This window comes from Allohoeflea poritis (genome assembly GCF_027889715.1).
Classification (GTDB): domain Bacteria; phylum Pseudomonadota; class Alphaproteobacteria; order Rhizobiales; family Rhizobiaceae; genus Hoeflea_A; species Hoeflea_A poritis.
Window position 1 is genome coordinate 110,170 of sequence record NZ_JAPJZH010000012.1, and the last position, 18,339, is coordinate 128,508.

14 protein-coding genes are annotated in these 18,339 nt (G+C 61.1%); 3 read left to right on the top strand and 11 right to left on the bottom strand.

Annotated elements, in window-relative coordinates; all coding sequences use genetic code 11:
- Nucleotides 1-84: 84 nt before the first annotated feature.
- Both OOZ53_RS18560 and OOZ53_RS18565 read right to left on the bottom strand, forming a co-directional pair.
- Nucleotides 85-2,271 (bottom strand): anthranilate synthase, encoded by a 2,187-nt coding sequence (locus OOZ53_RS18560; RefSeq protein ID WP_271091192.1) that lies wholly within the window; start codon nucleotides 2,269-2,271, stop codon nucleotides 85-87.
- Nucleotides 2,272-2,483: 212 nt separating this feature from the next.
- Nucleotides 2,484-2,963, bottom strand: a complete 480-nt coding sequence (locus tag OOZ53_RS18565; RefSeq protein WP_271091193.1) for a MarR family winged helix-turn-helix transcriptional regulator — start codon at nucleotides 2,961-2,963, stop codon at nucleotides 2,484-2,486.
- A gap of 155 nt (nucleotides 2,964-3,118) precedes the next feature.
- Here OOZ53_RS18565 and OOZ53_RS18570 point away from each other — a divergent pair, with 155 nt between their 5' ends.
- Nucleotides 3,119-3,436, top strand: a complete 318-nt coding sequence (locus OOZ53_RS18570; RefSeq protein ID WP_271091194.1) for a hypothetical protein — start codon at nucleotides 3,119-3,121, stop codon at nucleotides 3,434-3,436.
- Between the two features lie 134 nt (nucleotides 3,437-3,570).
- Nucleotides 3,571-4,734 (top strand): adenosylhomocysteinase, encoded by a 1,164-nt coding sequence (locus OOZ53_RS18575; protein ID WP_271091195.1) that lies wholly within the window; start codon nucleotides 3,571-3,573, stop codon nucleotides 4,732-4,734.
- Between the two features lie 6 nt (nucleotides 4,735-4,740).
- On the opposite strand, the gene OOZ53_RS18580 is transcribed toward OOZ53_RS18575, so the two are convergent.
- A complete protein-coding gene (locus tag OOZ53_RS18580; protein WP_271091196.1) occupies nucleotides 4,741-6,420 on the bottom strand; it encodes a formate--tetrahydrofolate ligase in 1,680 nt (559 codons plus the stop codon).
- 184 nt (nucleotides 6,421-6,604) lie between these two features.
- Entirely contained in the window at nucleotides 6,605-9,712 is a 3,108-nt protein-coding gene (gene putA / locus OOZ53_RS18585) for a bifunctional proline dehydrogenase/L-glutamate gamma-semialdehyde dehydrogenase PutA (protein WP_271091197.1), read from the bottom strand.
- A 112-nt stretch (nucleotides 9,713-9,824) separates the two neighbouring features.
- Here putA and OOZ53_RS18590 point away from each other — a divergent pair, with 112 nt between their 5' ends.
- Entirely contained in the window at nucleotides 9,825-10,286 is a 462-nt protein-coding gene (locus OOZ53_RS18590; protein WP_271091198.1) for an Lrp/AsnC ligand binding domain-containing protein, read from the top strand.
- A 9-nt stretch (nucleotides 10,287-10,295) separates the two neighbouring features.
- Here the strand turns inward: OOZ53_RS18590 and OOZ53_RS18595 are convergent, their stop codons facing one another.
- From OOZ53_RS18595 to OOZ53_RS18625, 7 genes are all read right to left on the bottom strand, one after another.
- Complete coding sequence (locus tag OOZ53_RS18595; protein ID WP_271091199.1) at nucleotides 10,296-11,420, bottom strand: DUF2333 family protein; 1,125 nt, start codon at nucleotides 11,418-11,420, stop codon at nucleotides 10,296-10,298.
- Nucleotides 11,413-12,714: a DUF6638 family protein gene (locus OOZ53_RS18600; RefSeq protein WP_271091200.1), complete on the bottom strand. Its 1,302-nt coding sequence runs from the start codon at nucleotides 12,712-12,714 to the stop codon at nucleotides 11,413-11,415. Before OOZ53_RS18600 ends, OOZ53_RS18595 begins: the two co-directional genes overlap by 8 nt.
- The gene (locus OOZ53_RS18605; protein WP_271091202.1) at nucleotides 12,714-14,630 is read right to left on the bottom strand and encodes an AAA family ATPase; all 1,917 of its coding nucleotides are present in this window, start codon (nucleotides 14,628-14,630) and stop codon (nucleotides 12,714-12,716) included. The genes OOZ53_RS18600 and OOZ53_RS18605 overlap by 1 nt, the downstream gene beginning before the upstream one ends.
- A 3-nt stretch (nucleotides 14,631-14,633) precedes the next feature.
- A complete protein-coding gene (locus OOZ53_RS18610; protein WP_425499182.1) occupies nucleotides 14,634-15,776 on the bottom strand; it encodes a hypothetical protein in 1,143 nt (380 codons plus the stop codon).
- Nucleotides 15,776-16,864, bottom strand: coding sequence for a coiled-coil domain-containing protein (locus OOZ53_RS18615; protein ID WP_271091205.1), 1,089 nt, complete (start codon nucleotides 16,862-16,864; stop codon nucleotides 15,776-15,778). Before OOZ53_RS18615 ends, OOZ53_RS18610 begins: the two co-directional genes overlap by 1 nt.
- 372 nt (nucleotides 16,865-17,236) lie before the next feature.
- A complete protein-coding gene (locus tag OOZ53_RS18620; protein ID WP_271091206.1) occupies nucleotides 17,237-17,626 on the bottom strand; it encodes a c-type cytochrome in 390 nt (129 codons plus the stop codon).
- 118 nt (nucleotides 17,627-17,744) lie between these two features.
- Nucleotides 17,745-18,332 carry a thymidine kinase gene (locus OOZ53_RS18625; protein ID WP_271091207.1) on the bottom strand — a complete coding sequence of 196 codons (588 nt, stop codon included), beginning with the start codon at nucleotides 18,330-18,332 and terminating at the stop codon, nucleotides 17,745-17,747.
- Nucleotides 18,333-18,339: the final 7 nt, after the last annotated feature.

Here is an 18,339-nt window from a genome sequence, read left to right on the forward strand (position 1 = left end):
GCAATCCTCCACCGTTTGACGAGTTACGAAATAATAAGAATAGTTCCTACCTATTCCGACTGCAAGCGCGTTCGCCGGATCTTATCAGCCTCGGTGGCCGTCTTTTCTGACCAGATGCGCAACAACATTCTCGATCATCCGCATGCCGGCATCCTGGCCGAGCGACATGATGGATTCGGGATGGAACTGGACGGCGGCAACGGGTTCCTTGCCATGCTCGATGCCCATGATCGTGCCGTCCTCGCTCTCGGCGGTGACCGTGAATTCCTTTGCCAGCGTCGCCGGATCGGCGAAGATCGAATGGTAGCGTCCGACCGTCACCTCGTTGCCGAGGCCGGAGAACACGATGCCCGGATCATTGATCCTGATCCGCGAGGGCTTGCCGTGCATTGGGACCGCCAGCGTGCGCAATTCACCGCCATAGGCTTCGGTGATCGCCTGCAGCCCGAGACACACGCCGAATAGCGGGATCCCGCGCTTGCGCACCTTCTTGATCGTCGCCTTGGTGTCGAAATCCTTCGGACTGCCCGGCCCCGGCGACAGAACCACCAGGTCGGGCGCGACGTCGTCAAACACGGCATCGGCAACCGGCGTCCTCACCGTTGTCACCTCGGCGCCGGTCTGGCGGAAATAATTGGCGAGCGTGTGGACGAAGGAATCCTCGTGGTCGACAAGCAGGATCTTCACGCCCGCGCCGACCTTGGCCGCGCTGCGCGAAGCAGCTGCTTCGTTGCTTTGCCCGGCATCGCGGATGGCGGCCAGCATGGCCGAGGCCTTCAGTTCCGTCTCCGCTTCCTCTTCCTCGGGAACGGAATCGAAAAGCAGCGTCGCTCCGGCCCTGACCTCGGCGATCCCGTCTTTGACGCGGATGGTGCGCAACGTCAGTCCGGTATTCATGTCGCCGTTGAAATTGACCATGCCGATGGCCCCGCCATACCAGGCGCGCGGGCTCTTCTCGTGCTCCTCGATGAAGCGCATGGCCCACAGTTTCGGCGCGCCCGTAACCGTGACCGCCCAGGCATGACTCAAGAACGCGTCGAAAGCGTCCATGCCGTCGCGCAAACGGCCCTCCACATGGTCGACGGTGTGAATGAGACGCGAATACATCTCGATCTGGCGGCGTCCGATCACCCGCACGGAACCCGGCACACAGACCCGGCTCTTGTCGTTGCGGTCGACATCCGAACACATGGTCAGTTCCGATTCATCCTTCTTGGAATTGAGCAGTTTGAGGATCTGCTCGGAATCGGAAATCGCGTCGTCGCCGCGTTTGATCGTACCCGAGATCGGGCAGGTCTCGACACGCCGTCCGCTGACCCGTACGAACATCTCAGGCGAGGCGCCGACAAGATATTCGCCCTGCCCCAGATTGATGAAAAAGGAATAGGGCGACGGGTTGGTCGCCTTCAGCCGCCGCGAGATCGCCGAGGGCGGGCTGACGCAGCGCTCGAAGAACATCTGTCCCGGCACCACCTCGAACAGGTCGCCCTTCTTGAAGCTCTCCTTGGCCTTGCGCACGAGCTCGGCATATTCACCCGGCCTGTGGTCGGCGCGCGGCGGTGCCTGGTCAGACGCGGCAAACTGTTCGGCTTCGCTCTCGCGTGACTTGCCCTGCGTCGTGAATCCGCGGCGCGAATAATCGTATCGGTCGACCCATGCGCGCGCCGAATAGTGGTCAACCACCAGGATCTCGTCGGGCAGAAACAGTACAAGATCGCGCTGGTCATCCGGCCGTTCCAGATGTTGCGGCACATTGTCGAACTGAAAAGCGAGATCGTAACCGAACGCCCCATAGAGGCCGAGATTGCTGTCGTCCTCGGTGTGGAAGAGATCCATGATCTGGCGCAGTACCGTGAAGACAGTCGGGATGCGCGATCGCTCCTCCTCGGTGAATGCGCGTTTGGGTCCGGAAACCGTCAGGGGAATGGCGCGGCGCGTGCGTTTGCCGACCGACGCCTCGGAGATGCGCCCCAGCCGCCGTTCCACCATGTCGAGCAGTGCTTCACCGCGCTCATTGTGCGCCTCGAAACGCATGTTGCGGCCGCTCGCTGTGATCGAAAGCGGCGGATCGATGATCGCCGTGTCCCAGCGCGTATAGCGGCCCGGATATTCGTAATTGGATGAAAAGACCGCGCCACGGCGGCTGTCGAGACCGTCAACATAGGCCTCGATGGCGTCCGCATAGGGTGTGTCCTCCCGCGTCCGGCTGATCTCGACGCCGCCGCGCGTGACAATGATCTCGGTGTTTTCGTCAGTTTTTGTCGCCGTCATTTCTTCCGATCCTCAAATTCCGAAACCCGGCACAAAAAAACCGCCGGGATGGTCCTCAGCGGCTTTGCAGGTTCTGCGCACAACTGTCTGCGGCCGCTAATTGCGAGCCCGCCACCAGATGATGTTGATGTTGTGTGCGTCAGTCATGTCTACCTGTTAACGCCGTACCGGATCGAGCGCAAGAAGCGATTTCAATTCCGGGTGGTTGACCGTCACTCGTCCGGGTCCTCGGCAATGCGTTTGAGCAGATCGCGGAACCGGGTAAATTCCTCTGCCGTGTAACGCCGGGCGAACGCTCGCTCGACCGCTTCCTTGACCACGTCCGCGTCTTGCATGGCACTACGGCCCGCCGCGGTCAGACGCACGATTCTTGCCCGCGCGTCAGACGGATCATGCTGGCGTTCCAGGATCCCCTCGTCTACGAGACCATCCACGAATTGCTGGACAGCCTGCTTGGTCAGGCCCGTCCGGGCGGCAAGGTCCGACTGTTTCAGACCCTTGCGCGGCAGCTGGCCCAGTATGTTGGCTCTGGCTTCGGTAAACCATCCGTGGCCCCTGTCCTGCATACCACTGACGAAACGCTGTTTCCAGCGGTCGCGCGCCCGCCAAAGGTCCCATCCGATGTGATCGGGATGCGGGTCTTCCTGGCTCTGGCTGCGGTTGTTTCCCACCTTGTCATGCTCTTTAGTCAAGCAACTTGACCTTTTCATTTTCCGTGCATATAGTCAAGCTGCTTGACTATCCATATCGAAGCCAGTCCACCATGCCCCCCCGGGGCACGCATGGCGTAGCCATGTCTGGTTTCATAGCGAAGCGGTCGGCATATGAAAACCAAAGGGAGCTGTTGATGGCCATACTCGAAAAAGCGGTACTCGCAATTCTGACAATCGGATCCACACATTATGTCGATATCGGACAGGATACGGACGCCGTCATCTACTACGCAAACGATAGCCGAATGCACATGGTGTTGCCGGGCGGGCCGCAGATGAACGGCGACTGGCATCTCCTGCCGAACGGCTATCACGTCAAATGGGAAAACGGCCCGGAAGGCGATTGGAAGATCTCCCATGAGCCTGGTGTCCTGACCTATATCGATGGCGATGGAAAGTCGGTCGGCACCGTCACGCGCCTGGTGCCCGGAAATCCGGAAAACTTCCGCTAGATACCCCGCGGAAGCCCGTCCTGCGGGCTTCCCCCGCCGCCTGTGGCGGCCAGCCGAATGGACCGATTTTCCGCCATCAAATGCTTCAATCCAAGCCAGATACGCTCTAGACTTGGCGTTTTGAGGTGCGTGGGATGACGGATCTGCAAACACGGACACGGATCGATTGGGTTTCGGAAGGCTGCAGGCTGCTCGCACAGATCGAACAGGAATTCAGCAGCACCAAGCCCTTCCAGGACCTGACCATCGGGACCGGCATTCACCTCGAGCCCAAGACGGCCGTCTTGCTGCGCACATTGCATTCCGGCGGCGCGCGCGTGGTCGCCACGGGCAATCTGAACAGCACGCAGCCCGAGACCGTACGGTATCTTCTTGAGCACGGCATCGAGGTGATGGCCGAACAGACCATCGATCAGGAAGTGCACGACCTGTCGCTCAACCAGATCGTCGCGGAAAAGCCGGATCTGCTTCTGGACAATGGCGGGGATCTGTTCGCCGTCTACGCGGAGACCCCCTATCCGGGTCTCCTCGGCGGCACCGAGGAAACGACATCGGGCCGCATGCGGCTGGAGCCGATGCGCACGGAGTTGCAGCGCCCGATCCTGGTCATCAATGACAGCCCCATCAAGCAGTTCGCCGAAAACAGGCATGCCGTCGGGCAGAGCATGTTCGAGAGTTACATGCGCTTCACCAACCGTTCGACCAATGGAAAACGCGTCACCGTTTTCGGCTATGGCGCCTGCGGACGCGGTGTCGCCGCCTGTTTCCGCAACGCCCACAGCGTTGTCAGTGTCGTCGAGGCCGATCCGGTCAAGGCGCTTGAGGCGCATCTCGACGGGTTCATCACGCCGCACCGGTCCGAAGCGATCCGGAACGCCGATGTCATCGTCACCGAAACCGGTGCGGTCAATGTGATCTCCGCTGAAGATCTGGACCGTTTCAAGGACGGCGCCATCCTGATGAATGGCGGGCATTTTCCGACGGAAATCGCCGTGGGCGATCTGACGGACAGCGCGTTGGTGGCCTGCCGCGACCGGTTCGACGACCTGGAAATCGAGACGCTGCGCCTCGACGACGGCCGCGCCGTGCACATCATCAGCGGCGGTCACATGGCCAATCTCGCCGGCCCTCGCCCGCTGGGCAATTCCATCGAGTCGATGGATCTCGGCTTTGCGCTTCAGGCGCGTTGCCTTGAATATGTGGCGCAGGGCAACGCGACAAGCGCCGATTGTGTCGTGCCGGTCCCGGCGGAAATCGATGCGCGGATCGCCAGGGAATATCTGGCGATCCACCGCTGATAGGGGTCAGAAAAGGCCCTCGATATCGCCCTGTTCGTTGAGGTGGATCTTTTCCGATGACGGGACTTTCGGCAGACCCGGCATGGTCATGATCTGGCCGCAGATGACGACAATGAAGCCCGCGCCGGCCGAAAGCCGCACCTCGCGGATCGGCACTGCATGGTCGGTCGGTGCGCCGCGCAGGTTCGGATCGGTCGAGAAGGAATACTGCGTCTTGGCCATGCACACCGGCAGGTTTCCGTAGCCCTGCTCCTCCCACTGGCGCAACTGGTCCCGGACCGACTTGTCAGCAATGACTTCCGAGGCGTGATAGATGCTCTTGGCGACCGTTTCGATCTTCTCGAAGAGCGGCATGTCATCGGCATAGAGCGGCGCGAATTGCGAAGCACCGGATTCGGCCAGTTCCACCACCTTTTGCGACAGCGCCTCGATCCCGGCAGACCCTTCCGCCCAGTGCTTGCAAAGGATCGCCTCGGTGCCCAGCGTTTCCACATAATCCTGCACCGCGCGGATTTCAGCATCGGTGTCGGAAATGAAGTGGTTGACGGCTACGACCACCGGCACGCCGAATTTCTTGACGTTCTGGATGTGCCGCCCGAGATTGGCGCAGCCCTGCACCACCGCCTCGACATTCTCCGCGCCGAGGTCTTCCTTCTTCACCCCGCCATTCATCTTCATGGCGCGCACCGTGGCGACGATCACCGCGACATCGGGTTTGAGATCCGCCTTGCGGCACTTGATGTCGAAGAATTTTTCCGCGCCAAGGTCCGCACCGAAGCCGGCTTCCGTCACGACATAATCACCGAGCTTCAGCGCCGTGGTGGTGGCGACGACGGAGTTGCAGCCATGGGCGATATTGGCGAAGGGGCCGCCATGCACGAAGGCCGGGTTATTCTCCAGCGTCTGAACGAGGTTGGGCTGCATCGCGTCCTTCAAAAGCACCGCCATGGCGCCATCGGCCTTGATGTCGCGGCAGAAGACCGGTGTCTTGTCGCGGCGATAGCCGATGATGATGTTGCCGAGCCGCTTCTCAAGGTCCTCGAGATCCGTTGCCAGGCAAAGGATTGCCATGACTTCGGAGGCAACGGTGATATCGAAGCCGGCCTCGCGCGGGAAGCCGTTGGCGACACCACCCAGCGAGCAGACGATCTCGCGCAGCGCCCGGTCGTTCATGTCCATCACCCGCCGCCAGGCGACCCGGCGGATATCGATATTGAGCGCATTGCCCCAGTAGATGTGGTTGTCGATCATTGCCGACAGAAGATTGTGTGCCGATGTGATCGCGTGGAAGTCGCCGGTGAAGTGCAGGTTCATGTCTTCCATGGGCACGACCTGTGCATAGCCTCCGCCGGCGGCGCCGCCCTTGACCCCGAAACACGGCCCGAGCGAGGCTTCGCGGATGCAGATGACAGCCTTCTTTCCGATGCGGTTGAGGCCGTCGCCGAGACCGACAGTGGTCGTCGTCTTGCCTTCACCGGCGGGTGTCGGATTGATTGCCGTGACGAGGATCAGCTTGCCGTCATTCTTGCCCTTCTGGGCGGCGATGAAATCGGCGGAAATCTTCGCCTTGTCGTGGCCGTAGGGCAGCAGGCTTTCATTCGGGATGCCGAGCTTCCCGCCGATCTCCTGGATCGGCTCCTTTTGTGCTGCGCGCGCAATCTCAATGTCACTTTTGACGTCGGCCATCGTTCACAATCCTCCACTTGATCTTGCGCACCATAAACGCATCAAGCGCCCCGCCAGTCGGCTTAAAACTGCCGAAAATTGCGTCAAATACGACACGGCCGGACACTGTGCCAAAGCGGAGCGGTGGCAGAGAATTGTCATGGCTTCGTGAAAATTTCAAGGAATTTTTCACGAAGCGTTATTGTCAGCCGTCGTCGATCGCCATCAGACTTGCATTGCCGCCGGCAGCCGCCGTGTTGATCGAAACAACCTGTTCCTGTGCAAAGCGGCACAGATAGGTCGGGCCGCCAGCCTTGAAACCGGTGCCCGAAAGACCCGAACCGCCGAAGGGCTGGGTTCCCACAACGGCACCGATCGTGTTGCGGTTGACATAGATATTGCCGGTGTCGAGACGGCTGAGCACCTTGGCGATGCGCGATTCAATGCGCGTGTGCAGCCCCAGCGTCAGGCCGTAACCGCTGGTATCGATATCGTTGAGCACCCGATCGAGTGTGCCGGCCTTCCACCGCACCACATGCAGGATCGGTCCGAACACCTCTTCCTTGAGCGCCGACGGCTTGTCGAGTTCGACAATATGGGGTGCAAAGAAACTGCCTTCCCTGGGCGCTTCGCCAGCGAAACGCACGGTCTGCGACTTCCTCATTTCAGCGACATGCGCCGCCAGCATCGAGCGCTGCCCCTCGTCGATGATCGGTCCGACATCGGTATCGGCCCGTTGCGGCTGTCCGAGATGCAGCTCGCGCGTCGCACCCTCGATCATCTCGAGCATGCGATCGGCGACATCGTCCTGCAGGAACAGGATGCGCAGCGCCGAACAGCGCTGGCCGGCGGAGCGGAAGGCAGACATGATGACATCATCGGCGACCTGCTCCGGCAGCGCCGTCGCATCGACAATCATGGCGTTGAGACCGCCTGTTTCGGCGATCAGCGGCACGATCGGGCCATCCTTGGCCGCAAGCGTCCGGTTGATCGCCCGTGCCGTGCCGGTCGATCCCGTGAAGGCCACACCGTCGATCTCAGGATGCGCCACGAGCGCAGCCCCCGTCTCGCCATCGCCCGGAAGATAGATAAGTACGTCTTCCGGCACGCCGGCCTTGTGCAGCAGACGCACCGCTTCGAAAGCGATCAGCGGCGTCTGCTCGGCCGGTTTCGCGATCACCGCGTTGCCGGCCGCCAGAGCCGCGGTCACCTGGCCGAGGAAAATCGCCAGCGGGAAGTTCCACGGGCTCACGCAGGCAAAGACGCCGCGCCCGCGCCAGCCATAGCGGTTTTCTTCTCCCGTCGGCCCCGGCATCGATTTCGGTTCGTCGAAAAGCTTCTCGGCCTGGAGCCCGTAATAGCGGCAGAAATCAACCGCCTCGCGGATCTCGGCGATCCCGTCATCCAGCGTCTTGCCGGCCTCAAGCGACAGCAGCGACATGAAACGGTCCCGCTCGGCCTCGAGCAGGTCGGCGGCGCGCGCCAGTGCCGCGGCCCGTTTCGCCGCCGGAAGCCGGGACCAGCGGCCAAAACCGCCCCGCGCGGCTTTCATGGCGATGTCGATGTCATCCCTGGCGGCTTGCGCGATGGTGCCGACCACGCGACCGGGTTCGGCAGGCGAGCGCACATCGACGCCGCCCCTGTGCGCCTTGACGCCCGGAATCAGCGGATGCGCCTTCACGGTGGCAATGGCGTCCTCCATGCCGTCCATCAGTTCCTTCAACGCATCGCGGTCGCCGAATTCGACACCGGCACTGTTTTGCCGGTCGCCATAGATTCGCAATGGCAGTGGAATGCCGCTGTGCCGTGCGCTCCTGCCTTCGCCGAAGCCGAGCTGATCGAGCGGGCGCTCCAGAAGTTCGCTGACCGGCACGTTGCTGTCGCCGGCAACGGCGACAAAGGAGGAATTGGCGCCGTTTTCAAGCAGCCGGCGCACCAGATAGGCAAGCAGGTCGCGATAGCCGCCGACGGGCGCATAGATGCGGCACGGCACCGGCACATTGTTTTCCGACACGGCATCGTACAGCGACTCGCCCATGCCATGCAGGCGCTGGAACTCGAAGCCGCTGCGGTCGTCGCCCGCCATTTCGAGGATCATGGCGACGGTCAGCGCGTTGTGCGTGGCGAACTGCCCGTAAATGCGTTCGCGCATGTCGAGCATCTTGCGGGCGCAGGCGAGATAGGACACATCCGTCGCCGCCTTGCGCGTATAGACGGGATAGTCGGCCAAACCGCGCTCCTGCGCCAGCTTGACTTCCGTGTCCCAATAGGCGCCCTTGACGAGCCGCACCATCATGCGCCGTCCTGCATGGCGGCACAGCGTGTCGACATAGTCGAGCACCTGCGGCGCGCGCTTCTGATAGGCCTGGACCGCGAGGCCGAAACCGTCCCAGTCCTCCAGGGACGGATCGCAGAACACGGCGGCCATGACCTCCAGCGACAGTTCCAGCCGGTCGGCCTCCTCGGCATCGATGGTAAAGTTCAGATCAGACGTCTTGGCCCGCTGCGCCAGCTTGAGAACGCTCGGAACCAGCTCGTCCATGACCCGGTCCCTGTGGGTCGCGTGATAGCGCGGATGCAAGGCCGAGAGCTTGACCGAAATGCCCATCCGGTCCGGCAGTTTCGATTTGCCCGCCGCCTTGCCGATCGCATCGATGGCGTCGGCATAGGATTGCCAGTAGCGCTGCGCATCGGCCGCCGTCCGCGCGCCTTCGCCCAGCATGTCGAAAGAATGGCGGTACCCCCGCTCCTCGCTCTTCGCCGCGCGTGTCAGCGCCGCCGAAATGGTCTCGCCGAGCACGAAATGGTGGCCGAGAAAACGCATCGCCTGCCTGGTCGCCGTGCGCACGGTCGGCAGACCAAGCCGTTTGACCAGCCCCTGCAGGAGCGATTCCGGCGTTTCACCCGGTTTGATCACCCGTGCCGTAAGGCCGAGCGCCCAAGCCGATGCGGCAACGAACCACGTATCGCCCTGGCCGTCCTGAGCGCTCCAATTGCCCTCCTTGAGCTTGTCTTCGATGAGCTTGTCCTGCGTTCCGGCATCCGGCACCCGCAGCAGCGCTTCCGCCAGCACCATCATGGCAAGCCCCTCGGGCGTCGAAAGGCCGTATTCGCGCAGGAAATCCTCAACGCCGCCGATCGATCCCGACCGGTTTCGGATCACGTTGATATAGCGTGTCGCCCGTTCATCGATAGCAGCATTCTGCCGATCGTCGAGCTTTAGCTGCCTGGCGAATTCTGCGATCAGCGCATCGTCGTCGGCGGCATAGGGCGCTGCGAACTGCGGTACGACCGAGGAAAGCGGAGCGTTCATTCAATCTCTCCCGTGTTTTCCCCATTGTATCGCGAATAGAATAGTGTTTTTCACTATATTTCAGACAAAATTTTTGCTAATTGACGATCAATTCGAGATTTTATGGTGAAACATGAAAGATATCGACCAGACGGACCGGAAGATCCTCCGGCTGCTTCAACGGGACGGAAGGCTGACGAATACCGAACTTGCAGATCGCATCAACCTGTCCGCAACGGCGACGGCCGAACGGGTCAAGCGCCTGTCGCGCGAGGGTTTTGTCGAAGGATATTCAGCCAGGCTTTCGCCGGCAAAGCTGGGCCGCGACATGCTGGTCTTCGTCGAAGTCAAGCTGGACCGCACGACAGCCGATGTGTTCGAGGCCTTTGCCGACGCCGTGCGCCGCTCGGACGACGTCATGGAATGCCATATGGTGGCCGGCGGTTTCGACTACCTCGTCAAGGCACGGGTGCAGGGCATGGCGGCCTACCGGGCCTTCCTGTCCGATGTCATCCTGCCCCTGCCCGGCGTGCGCGAAACTCACACCTATGCGGTGATGGAGGAAGTCAAGAGCACCTCCTACCTTCCCGTCTGAGCACCATCGTCAACGATCGAGGATCGAGCGCACCTCGACGAGATTCGAACGCACGCGCAGCAGGTAGAAGCCGACGGTCGCCAGATGTGAGGGCATGATCCAGCCGTCCTCCCTGCCGTTGGAGACGATCACCGGATTGAGATCGAGCGTCGCGCGCAATTGCTCTTCCATCGTGCTCCAGACATCCTCCAGCTGACGGCGCTCGATGATCTCCGCGAAATCGGCATGGGCGGCCTTGAGGATGCCGTAATAGGCATAGAGCTGGCCGTAGGTGAACCAGAACTGGTTGTCGGCGCGCGTGTCGAACCAGCCCGCATTGCTCTTGTCCGACCGGTCGCGCAGCGCCGCCGAGGTCGAGCCGATATCGGCGGCGATTCGGTCGACAAATCGGATCAGATTGTCGGCGCGCGCGTCGAAAACGGCGTCGCAGTTCTCCAGCCGGTCATTGAAGGCGCGCAGCTTGTCCCGGCCCTCCCGGTAGGCGGCCGGCGACGGCGCGATGGGACCGAAAGGCGACAGGCTGAAATACCATGTATACTGATCGTACTGGATGCGCCCGCGCGCCCGGTCGAGATCGGCATCGACCGCCGAGGTGCCGCGCACACGGCCCAGCGCATCGACAAGCTCGATGGCCGTGCGCTGCACCGCCTGGTGCACGCCGCGCTGGAACGAAGCCTTGTTGTCGAGGAACGGCGTTGCATCCCACGGAATGCCGAAAAAGCCGGCCTTGTAGAGAATGGTCGAGGAGATCCAGGCATTCTGATCGACGGTGAAATCGATCAGGTCGGCGGTCACCTCGACAATTGCCGAGCGGCTGCAGGTCCGCGTCGTCGCGCCGCTATTCTCGATCGAGGGCTGGTCGCCGGCTTTGACACCATGATCTTCGAGACTGTAGGCAACCGCATAGTCCGGATCGAAGTTGCGGATCCACAGCGCCCGCCAGATGAAGATGGCGTAAAGAACGACAAGCGCCAGAACGAGACCGCCAACAACCGATTTCAGGATAAAACCCTTGCTGCGGTACCACCGCCCGGCGGCCAGGAAGGGCCATAAAAGCCAGGCAATCACCACGCCGATACCGTGGCCGATCCAGTGGAAGACACGCTCGAAGAACGCGATGATCGGATCAAGCATTGATTCTATCCTCCTGAAAGCCGTATAGGCGGTACCGGAATGCGCGCTTGTCGCGCAGATAGGTTTCCACAAGCGTCTTGACCGCATGAGCCCGGAAATCCGTGCCGTAGGTCTCATAGGCCGCGTAAAAACCCTGCTTGTCGAAGACGAAGCGCGAAACGAAGTCCTCCGGTACGAGAGTGCTGATCAGGCGACTCACCAGCCAGCAATCTTCGTGATCGGGCTTTGCGCGCACCAGCAGGAACCGGTGTTCGGCATCGGCCTCGTCGAGCGGAAATTCACCATCCGCCGCGATGCGACGGGCCGCGGACTGCAGAAACGGATAAACGCCGTGCTCCGCAACGGCCCTGGCGTTGCGGTGGATCCAGGTCTGCAGCCAGATGGCGTCGAGCCTGTCGAACGGCGCGTCCGGATCGAACCGGCGGATCAAGTCAGACAGCACCATGTCGATGCGGTGATCGAGATAGCCGGACCGCTCGATCCAGGAGGCGCGCGGCATGTCGATCCGACCCGTCCTTTGCAGGAATTCCAGAATGCGGGCGTGATCGTCAAGCGCGATGTAGCTCACCTGCCAGGGGCGCGAGCGGCGAAAACCCGGCGCCTTGGGATCGCAGATGACGGTCGTCGTCCTGTCGTCGATAAAGACGAAAATGCCGCCGAAATGACCCGACCAGAAGGCGTCATGGCGAAACACGACCTGGTCGGGAACCAGCGCGTTCTTGCGGATGTCGCCGGTCTGCTGGACGAGTTCCACCATCCGCTCGATCATCGCATCGTCGCGCCAGGCGCCCGGAACGCCGATCAGCCGGTCCGACAGCTTGCGCAGTTCCTCCGCCTTGCCGAGCATGTCGTCGGCCGAAAGCACATTGAAGGTGACTTCCTGGATCGACAGCAGGTCCTCTATATCGGCGACCCGGACGACATCTTCCTCGATCTCGCCATAGAGCACGTCGCGGATCGTGACCGCATGGATGGCCCGCCGGTTGGCGTCGAAAAACGCATGCATCAGGGAACCGGTATTGGAGAAACTCGTATGGACGACCGGCAACCCTTCCTGCGCGGGCGAGAGGATGATGAACCGGCGATTGACCGCATTGGGATCCAGATATTGCGGGTCGTCCAGTTCCTCCGCGATCTCTGGCGAGAATCCCGTCATGTCGATGCGAAAACGATCCAGGGCCGTTCGCGGCAGCCCGAACGCTTCCAGCGCCCGGTTGTAGCGCTCGATCAGATGCGGCTCGGTGACATCCAGCAACTGTCCGAAGATCAGATCGTGTTCGGCAAGCAGTTCCATTAGCTATTCCAGCGGCCATCCCGCTTCATCGTCTCGATTTCCCGCACGGCCTTTTCCCGCTGTCGCTCGCGCCGGATGATGTCTTCGACGGCGGCGTCGTCCGACTTGTCCGTATAGCGGAATTCGGAATCGCCATAGCGGTTGATTTCCTGAAGCACCATGTCGATGGTGAACGGTCCACGCAGCTCCTCGATCATCGCTTTCTTGTCGTCATAGGGCTTGTGCATGAAGGCCTCCGGCGTCTCGAACCACTCATCCGGCAGCTCGATATCCATCGCCCGCATCTTGATGGCGTCGGTGATGTTCTTGATCGCCCGGCCGGTAAAGCGCGGCTCCGCCTCCTTGATCCGGTGAAGATATTCGCCGACATCCGCCATGGTGCTGATGTCGCCCCGCTCCTTCCGGAACCGTTCCCATACGGCCAGAAGCCCGTCCTCCTTCGGCCGGTCGTGCCCGGCATAAGAGGCAGCGACGGCTTTCTTGATCTGCTGTCCGGCATAAAGGTCGTGTTTGCCGAGCGGAATATCGTGGTTGCCGCCCGCCAGAAGCACGAAGATGTCGATATAGTCCTCGCGGCTTTGCGGCCCGTCCACCAGCCAGCGCGCGCCGGCTCTCTGGCGCAGCGCATCGTCGACATTTTCCGGATAGTTGGAAAACATGCCGAAGGCGCAATTGCCGCGCACCACGGTCGATGCGCCGGCGAAGCTCTCCATCAGCACCGCCGTCACCTCGTGCTGACCCGCCGAAGCGCGGTCATCCGAGCGGCGCGCCGCGACCTGGTCGATATCGTCCACCGTGCCGAAACCGATGGCCCGCGGATTGACGACATTGTCGACAAAGGCCTTGCAGTTCTGGCCGGATTTGCCCTGATAGGACGAGATCTGGTCGACGCCGAAGTTCTCGTAATGGAACGGATAGCCGGCGATCTGGCAGTAGTCGTTGATCATGCCGGCGATCATCTGGATCAGGATCGTCTTGCCCGTGCCCGGCATGCCGTCGCCAATGAAGGTGAAGAGGAAGCCGCCCAGCTCTACGAATGGATTGAGCTGGCGGTCGAAATCATAGGCGACCAGCATCTTTGCGAGTTTCATCGCCTGGTATTTTGCGATGTGGTTGCCGATGATCTCTTCGGGCTGTTTGAAAGCCATCGCCAACGGCTTGCGCCGCTCGCCCGGCGCCACCTCGAAACCGTCGAGCGTGAAATCGTCCTGCTCGATGCGGATATGCGTGTCGGCGAAAGCGGCAAGACCGGTAAAGCGCGAGCGCCGCTGAAGCAGCCCCTCCAGCGCCGTACGGGCAAAGGCCTTCGAACGGGCGATCAGCGCCGTATCGTCCGCAACGCCTTGAAGTGCCTCGTCCAGGCCCGCCAGCATGGATTTCAGCGCATCCTGCGGCGTGTCGAACAGGAAATCGGGTTCTTCGACATCGTTGACCGGCTCGCCTTCCGTGCCAAGAAGCTGCAGAAGATAGGCGGCGAAGGAAAAGGCCGCGACATAGGCGCTGGCCGAGAGCAGCGCCTTGAACTGCAGGGCCGCATCGCCGGAAAGCGGTGCACTGACATTCTCGGCCTGCAGCGCTTCCAGATCGGTCTGCCGGGCAAAGGCGTCCGACAGAGCCAGGGCGACCGCCAATCCGCGCCGGGCGCGATAAAGCACATTGTGCTGCGCGATGGACAGCATCGGGTCGTCCGGGCGCACCGCCGCCACCGTCTTGGCCAGCTCGACTTCCCGCGTGCGCCGCACAGACCCGGTCGAAACCGTCGATACGAACCGTCTACCGGTGCCGGCAAGACCCGTTTTCGATCGCCCGTCGCCGCGTTCCAGGATCACCAGCCGGGTAACCATGCTTTGCGCCGTGCCGAGATGCTTGGCGATATCATCCTCAGACACCGTTGTCAGACCGGTGTTTTGACTCATTGGTTAGACCCCGCTCGTGATCTGGTTGCCCGAGATGACATGCACCTTGTAGCCGCCGAAAACGGAATCGGCATCGCCACTGGCAAAAAGCGCCTGATAGGCATCATGCGGGACAAGTGCGTGTTTCTCGTAGAAGCTGACGCCCTGACGTGCCGCCTCCAGGTCGCTCGTGTCGATATGGAACTCCTGGCGCGCCGGTGTCGAACGCCACAGACCGCGTTCGGCCGCACGCTCTCCCGTCGCCGCGATTTCCTGGACCGTCCAGGTCAGCATCCAGGCGTTCTGCGGATTGCGCACCTTGGCAAGGATCTCGGTCACCGTGTTGTTATGCTCCGTCACGCCGGCCGAATAGAACGGCCCGAGCACGAAACGCTGCAGCCGCTTCGGATGCAGGGTCTCGAAGTCCTGATCGAGATTGCCGGCAATTGTCGCCGGCGTCAGCGAATAGGCGCTGTTCTTCTCGGCAAAGTCGTCAAAGCGATGCGCGAGGTCCGGATTGAGCAGACCCTCGACGGGCAGCGGAACGGTGATCTTCGGATTCATCTTGCCGCTCGGCAGCACCAGCATGTCGCACAGTTCCTGGCTGCTGTCCTCGATCGTCGCCATATAGACCATCGGCAGCGCCTGGCTGCCGTCAAAGGCGCCCCAGTGCACGACATAATAGGGCCGGCGCGTCTTGGGATTGACCGAGACCCTGACCGTCTGCGGCAGGATGAAGGGTGAGAAGACCTCGCCCTTTTCGATCGTCTCAAGGTAGGAGCGTTCCGCCATGCGTGTCTGCAGGGCCTTCGGAAACGCCTTTTGCCGCAGGATGAAATCCACCATCTCGCGCCGCAATTCATCGCCGGACGGCAGCGAATCCAGACGGCTTTTCGCCTTCTTGCGGTCCCTGTCCAGTTCAAGCACGTTCTGGAAGGCCGGAAATCCGCTCTCGGCGCGCAGGATGCGGAAGGACTCGACAAAGCCGATGCGGTTGCGCCAGCAGGCGAAGGTCTGCATCAGCCTGTCGACATAGGGCGTTACCACCTGGCCGACGAGCTGGTGCTGATAAAGCGGTGAATCTTCGTCTGTGAGGAAGGAATCGAGCCCCCTCAGCGCATCCTCGAACGCGCCGAAGTAGCGCTCTACCTGCCCGTTCATCGCCATCAGGCCTGGACGTAGTCGGCCGCGTTGTGTTTTTCCATCACGTCTGCAAAGCGGCGCGCGAAGGCGTCATCGGCCAGCTTCTTGCGGCGCTGGATGTCCTGCGTGGCGAGCATGTTTTTCTCATGCATCTCAAGAAGATCGGCGATGTGACGCTGGGACGCGGAGCCGATGCCGGCCATGGTTTCCTCGGCCGCCGTGTCGACCTGGCTGCCGAGCGTGTTGATCTTGTGCGCGACATCCTGCTGGGCGGCGGTTTTCAGCGAGTCTTCCAGCGCCTTGTAGAGAACGATGCGCTGCTCGGTGTCGATATTGAGCTTGTTGATCAGCGTGTTCTGCGCCGCTATCTGGTTGTTGAGCGAGTCCACAAAGGTCTGGAACATCGACGTGTAGCGTTCGAGTGTCTGGCTCTCGGCGAGCAGTTCCTGCTCCTTGGCCTGCGCCGCATTGTACTCGTTGGCCAGCGCCGAGCGCTCGCCCTCGAGCTGGGTCCGCTCCTGCTGGTCGGTCGAGGCGGCGATGCGGTTTTCCATATCCATGAGCTGCGGATTGAGCTCGTCGATACGCTTTTGCACCTCCTCGATCGCCGACACGGTGCCCTTGCGTCGTTCGATAACGCTGACAAGGCTTTCCTCGGAGGTCTTGTAACGCTCGTCGAGGATACTCTTTTGCTCCTTGAGGATACCCACAATCGCGTCCGATTTTGCAAGCAGCTCCTGCAGATTGCCGGCAAGGGACATGTTGCGGACGCGATCCGTGCGCATGCGCTGCATGCGCTGTTTGGAAAAGACGCCGACGAACTTCTCCCAGCCGGAGAAGTTCTTCATGCTTTCGAATTCGGCGCCGAAGACATTGGTGGCATCCTCAAGGCCGATGATCAGGTCGGCGATATTGGCTTCCATGGTCTTCTGCTGGCGCAGCACGTCCTCGATGCGGGCGTTCTCGATATCGAATTCGGCATCCCCGAGCTTGGTCTCCGCCTTGGAGAATTTTTCCAGCACTTCACCGGACTGCGCGATCTTGGACCGCATCTCCTCGACGATGCCCCTGGTCTTTTCGATTTCCGAATCGAGATTTTGCAAGGTCGCCATAAAATTCCCCCGTTCTGGTCAGCCTGTTGCGGCCGCGATGGATCAACGCACGCACTGGTCGGTCAATTCCGCATTTGACAGCAATTCCGGTTTCACGGCAACGGCTGTCGCAACCGTCCATCACATGGAATTTGTCTGGTTTTATGTTGGTATCGGACCACGCAACTGCAAGTCTGCGGCGTCCTTGTCACAGATTTACGAAGCACGTTCAACAACCGGCACACGAAGATCGCCTGGCCATTGTGGAATACCGTAAGGCACTGTAAATATTAAGTAAAAAAGAACACTCGCCGGATCCGAACCAGACCGGCGAAATCCGGGCACAAAAAAACGCGCCCAGTGGCGCGTTTTACGCGTTCGAACCGCAACAACCTACTCCGCTGCGGACGGATCCTGCAGATAGGTAATCAGGTTTTCCATGTCGGCATCCTTCCTGACGCCGGCGAACGCCATATTGGTTCCCTTCACGAGATCCTTCGGCTTCTTCAGGTAAAGCGTCAGCGTCTCGACATCCCAGACCTTGCCGTCGGAACCGAATTCGACCATGGCTTTCGAATATTTGAACCCGTCGACCGAGGCGACCGGACGATCGATGATTGCGACAAGGTGCGGGCCGACCTTGTTCTTTTCCTCATCCACCACATGGCAGGCCTTGCATTTCCTGAAGACCTTGGCACCCTTTTTCGCGTCGCCCTCGGCAAGGGCGGGTGCGGCGAGAACGGCAAAACCCACAGTAACAGCCGCAATTGCTCCAAATCGCATTGATCCCTCCATCGTCGTGATCGGGCAACTCAATAGCCCCGAAGCCGATCCCATGGCAATGGCCGGCTCCCTTAAATTATTCTAATTGGCAATATGCCGCACCCACGCTGACGGGCGATCAGGGCTCCATCCGGCCCATGGCTTCTTCCCAGTGCTTTCGGCACAATGACACATAGGTCTCGTTGCCGCCGACAACGATCTGCTCGCCGTCCTTGAGCGGCTTGCCGTCTTCGCCGAGCCGCACCACCATTGTCGCCTTGCGGCCGCATTCGCAAATCGTGCGGATTTCACGCAGCGCGTCGGCAATGGCAAGCAGCGCTTTCGAGCCTGGAAAGAGCTGTCCCTGGAAGTCGGTGCGAAGGCCATAGGTCATGACTGGGATGTTCAACCGGTCTGCCGTGCGGGCCAGTTGCCAGACCTGCTCCTCGGTCATGAACTGAGCCTCGTCGACAAAGACACAGGCAATCTCGCCCTTCTGCCGCTCCTCGGCGATCCGGGCGTAAAGGTCGTCAATGGTCGAAAACGGGATGGCCTCGCATTCGAGACCGATGCGCGAGCCGATCTTGCCGTGACCGGCGCGCTCATCGAGCGCGGCGATGAACAAGAGGGTGTGCATACCCCGTTCACGGTAGTTGTAGGATGCCTGCAGAAGCAGCGTCGACTTGCCGGCATTCATCGCCGAGTAGTTGAAGTAGAGTTTCGCCACGGCCGGC

What these genes read in the sequence shown, in the direction of transcription:
- OOZ53_RS18560 (WP_271091192.1), bottom strand. Translation starts at nt 2,271, where the DNA reads ATGACGGCGACAAAAACTGACGAAAACACCGAGATCATTGTCACGCGC.
- OOZ53_RS18570 (WP_271091194.1), top strand. Translation starts at nt 3,119, where the DNA reads ATGGCCATACTCGAAAAAGCGGTACTCGCAATTCTGACAATCGGATCC.
- OOZ53_RS18575 (WP_271091195.1), top strand. Translation starts at nt 3,571, where the DNA reads ATGACGGATCTGCAAACACGGACACGGATCGATTGGGTTTCGGAAGGC.
- OOZ53_RS18580 (WP_271091196.1), bottom strand. Translation starts at nt 6,420, where the DNA reads ATGGCCGACGTCAAAAGTGACATTGAGATTGCGCGCGCAGCACAAAAG.
- putA (WP_271091197.1), bottom strand. Translation starts at nt 9,712, where the DNA reads ATGAACGCTCCGCTTTCCTCGGTCGTACCGCAGTTCGCAGCGCCCTAT.
- OOZ53_RS18590 (WP_271091198.1), top strand. Translation starts at nt 9,825, where the DNA reads ATGAAAGATATCGACCAGACGGACCGGAAGATCCTCCGGCTGCTTCAA.
- OOZ53_RS18595 (WP_271091199.1), bottom strand. Translation starts at nt 11,420, where the DNA reads ATGCTTGATCCGATCATCGCGTTCTTCGAGCGTGTCTTCCACTGGATC.
- OOZ53_RS18600 (WP_271091200.1), bottom strand. Translation starts at nt 12,714, where the DNA reads ATGGAACTGCTTGCCGAACACGATCTGATCTTCGGACAGTTGCTGGAT.
- OOZ53_RS18605 (WP_271091202.1), bottom strand. Translation starts at nt 14,630, where the DNA reads ATGAGTCAAAACACCGGTCTGACAACGGTGTCTGAGGATGATATCGCC.
- OOZ53_RS18610 (WP_425499182.1), bottom strand. Translation starts at nt 15,776, where the DNA reads ATGGCGATGAACGGGCAGGTAGAGCGCTACTTCGGCGCGTTCGAGGAT.
- OOZ53_RS18615 (WP_271091205.1), bottom strand. Translation starts at nt 16,864, where the DNA reads ATGGCGACCTTGCAAAATCTCGATTCGGAAATCGAAAAGACCAGGGGC.
- OOZ53_RS18620 (WP_271091206.1), bottom strand. Translation starts at nt 17,626, where the DNA reads ATGCGATTTGGAGCAATTGCGGCTGTTACTGTGGGTTTTGCCGTTCTC.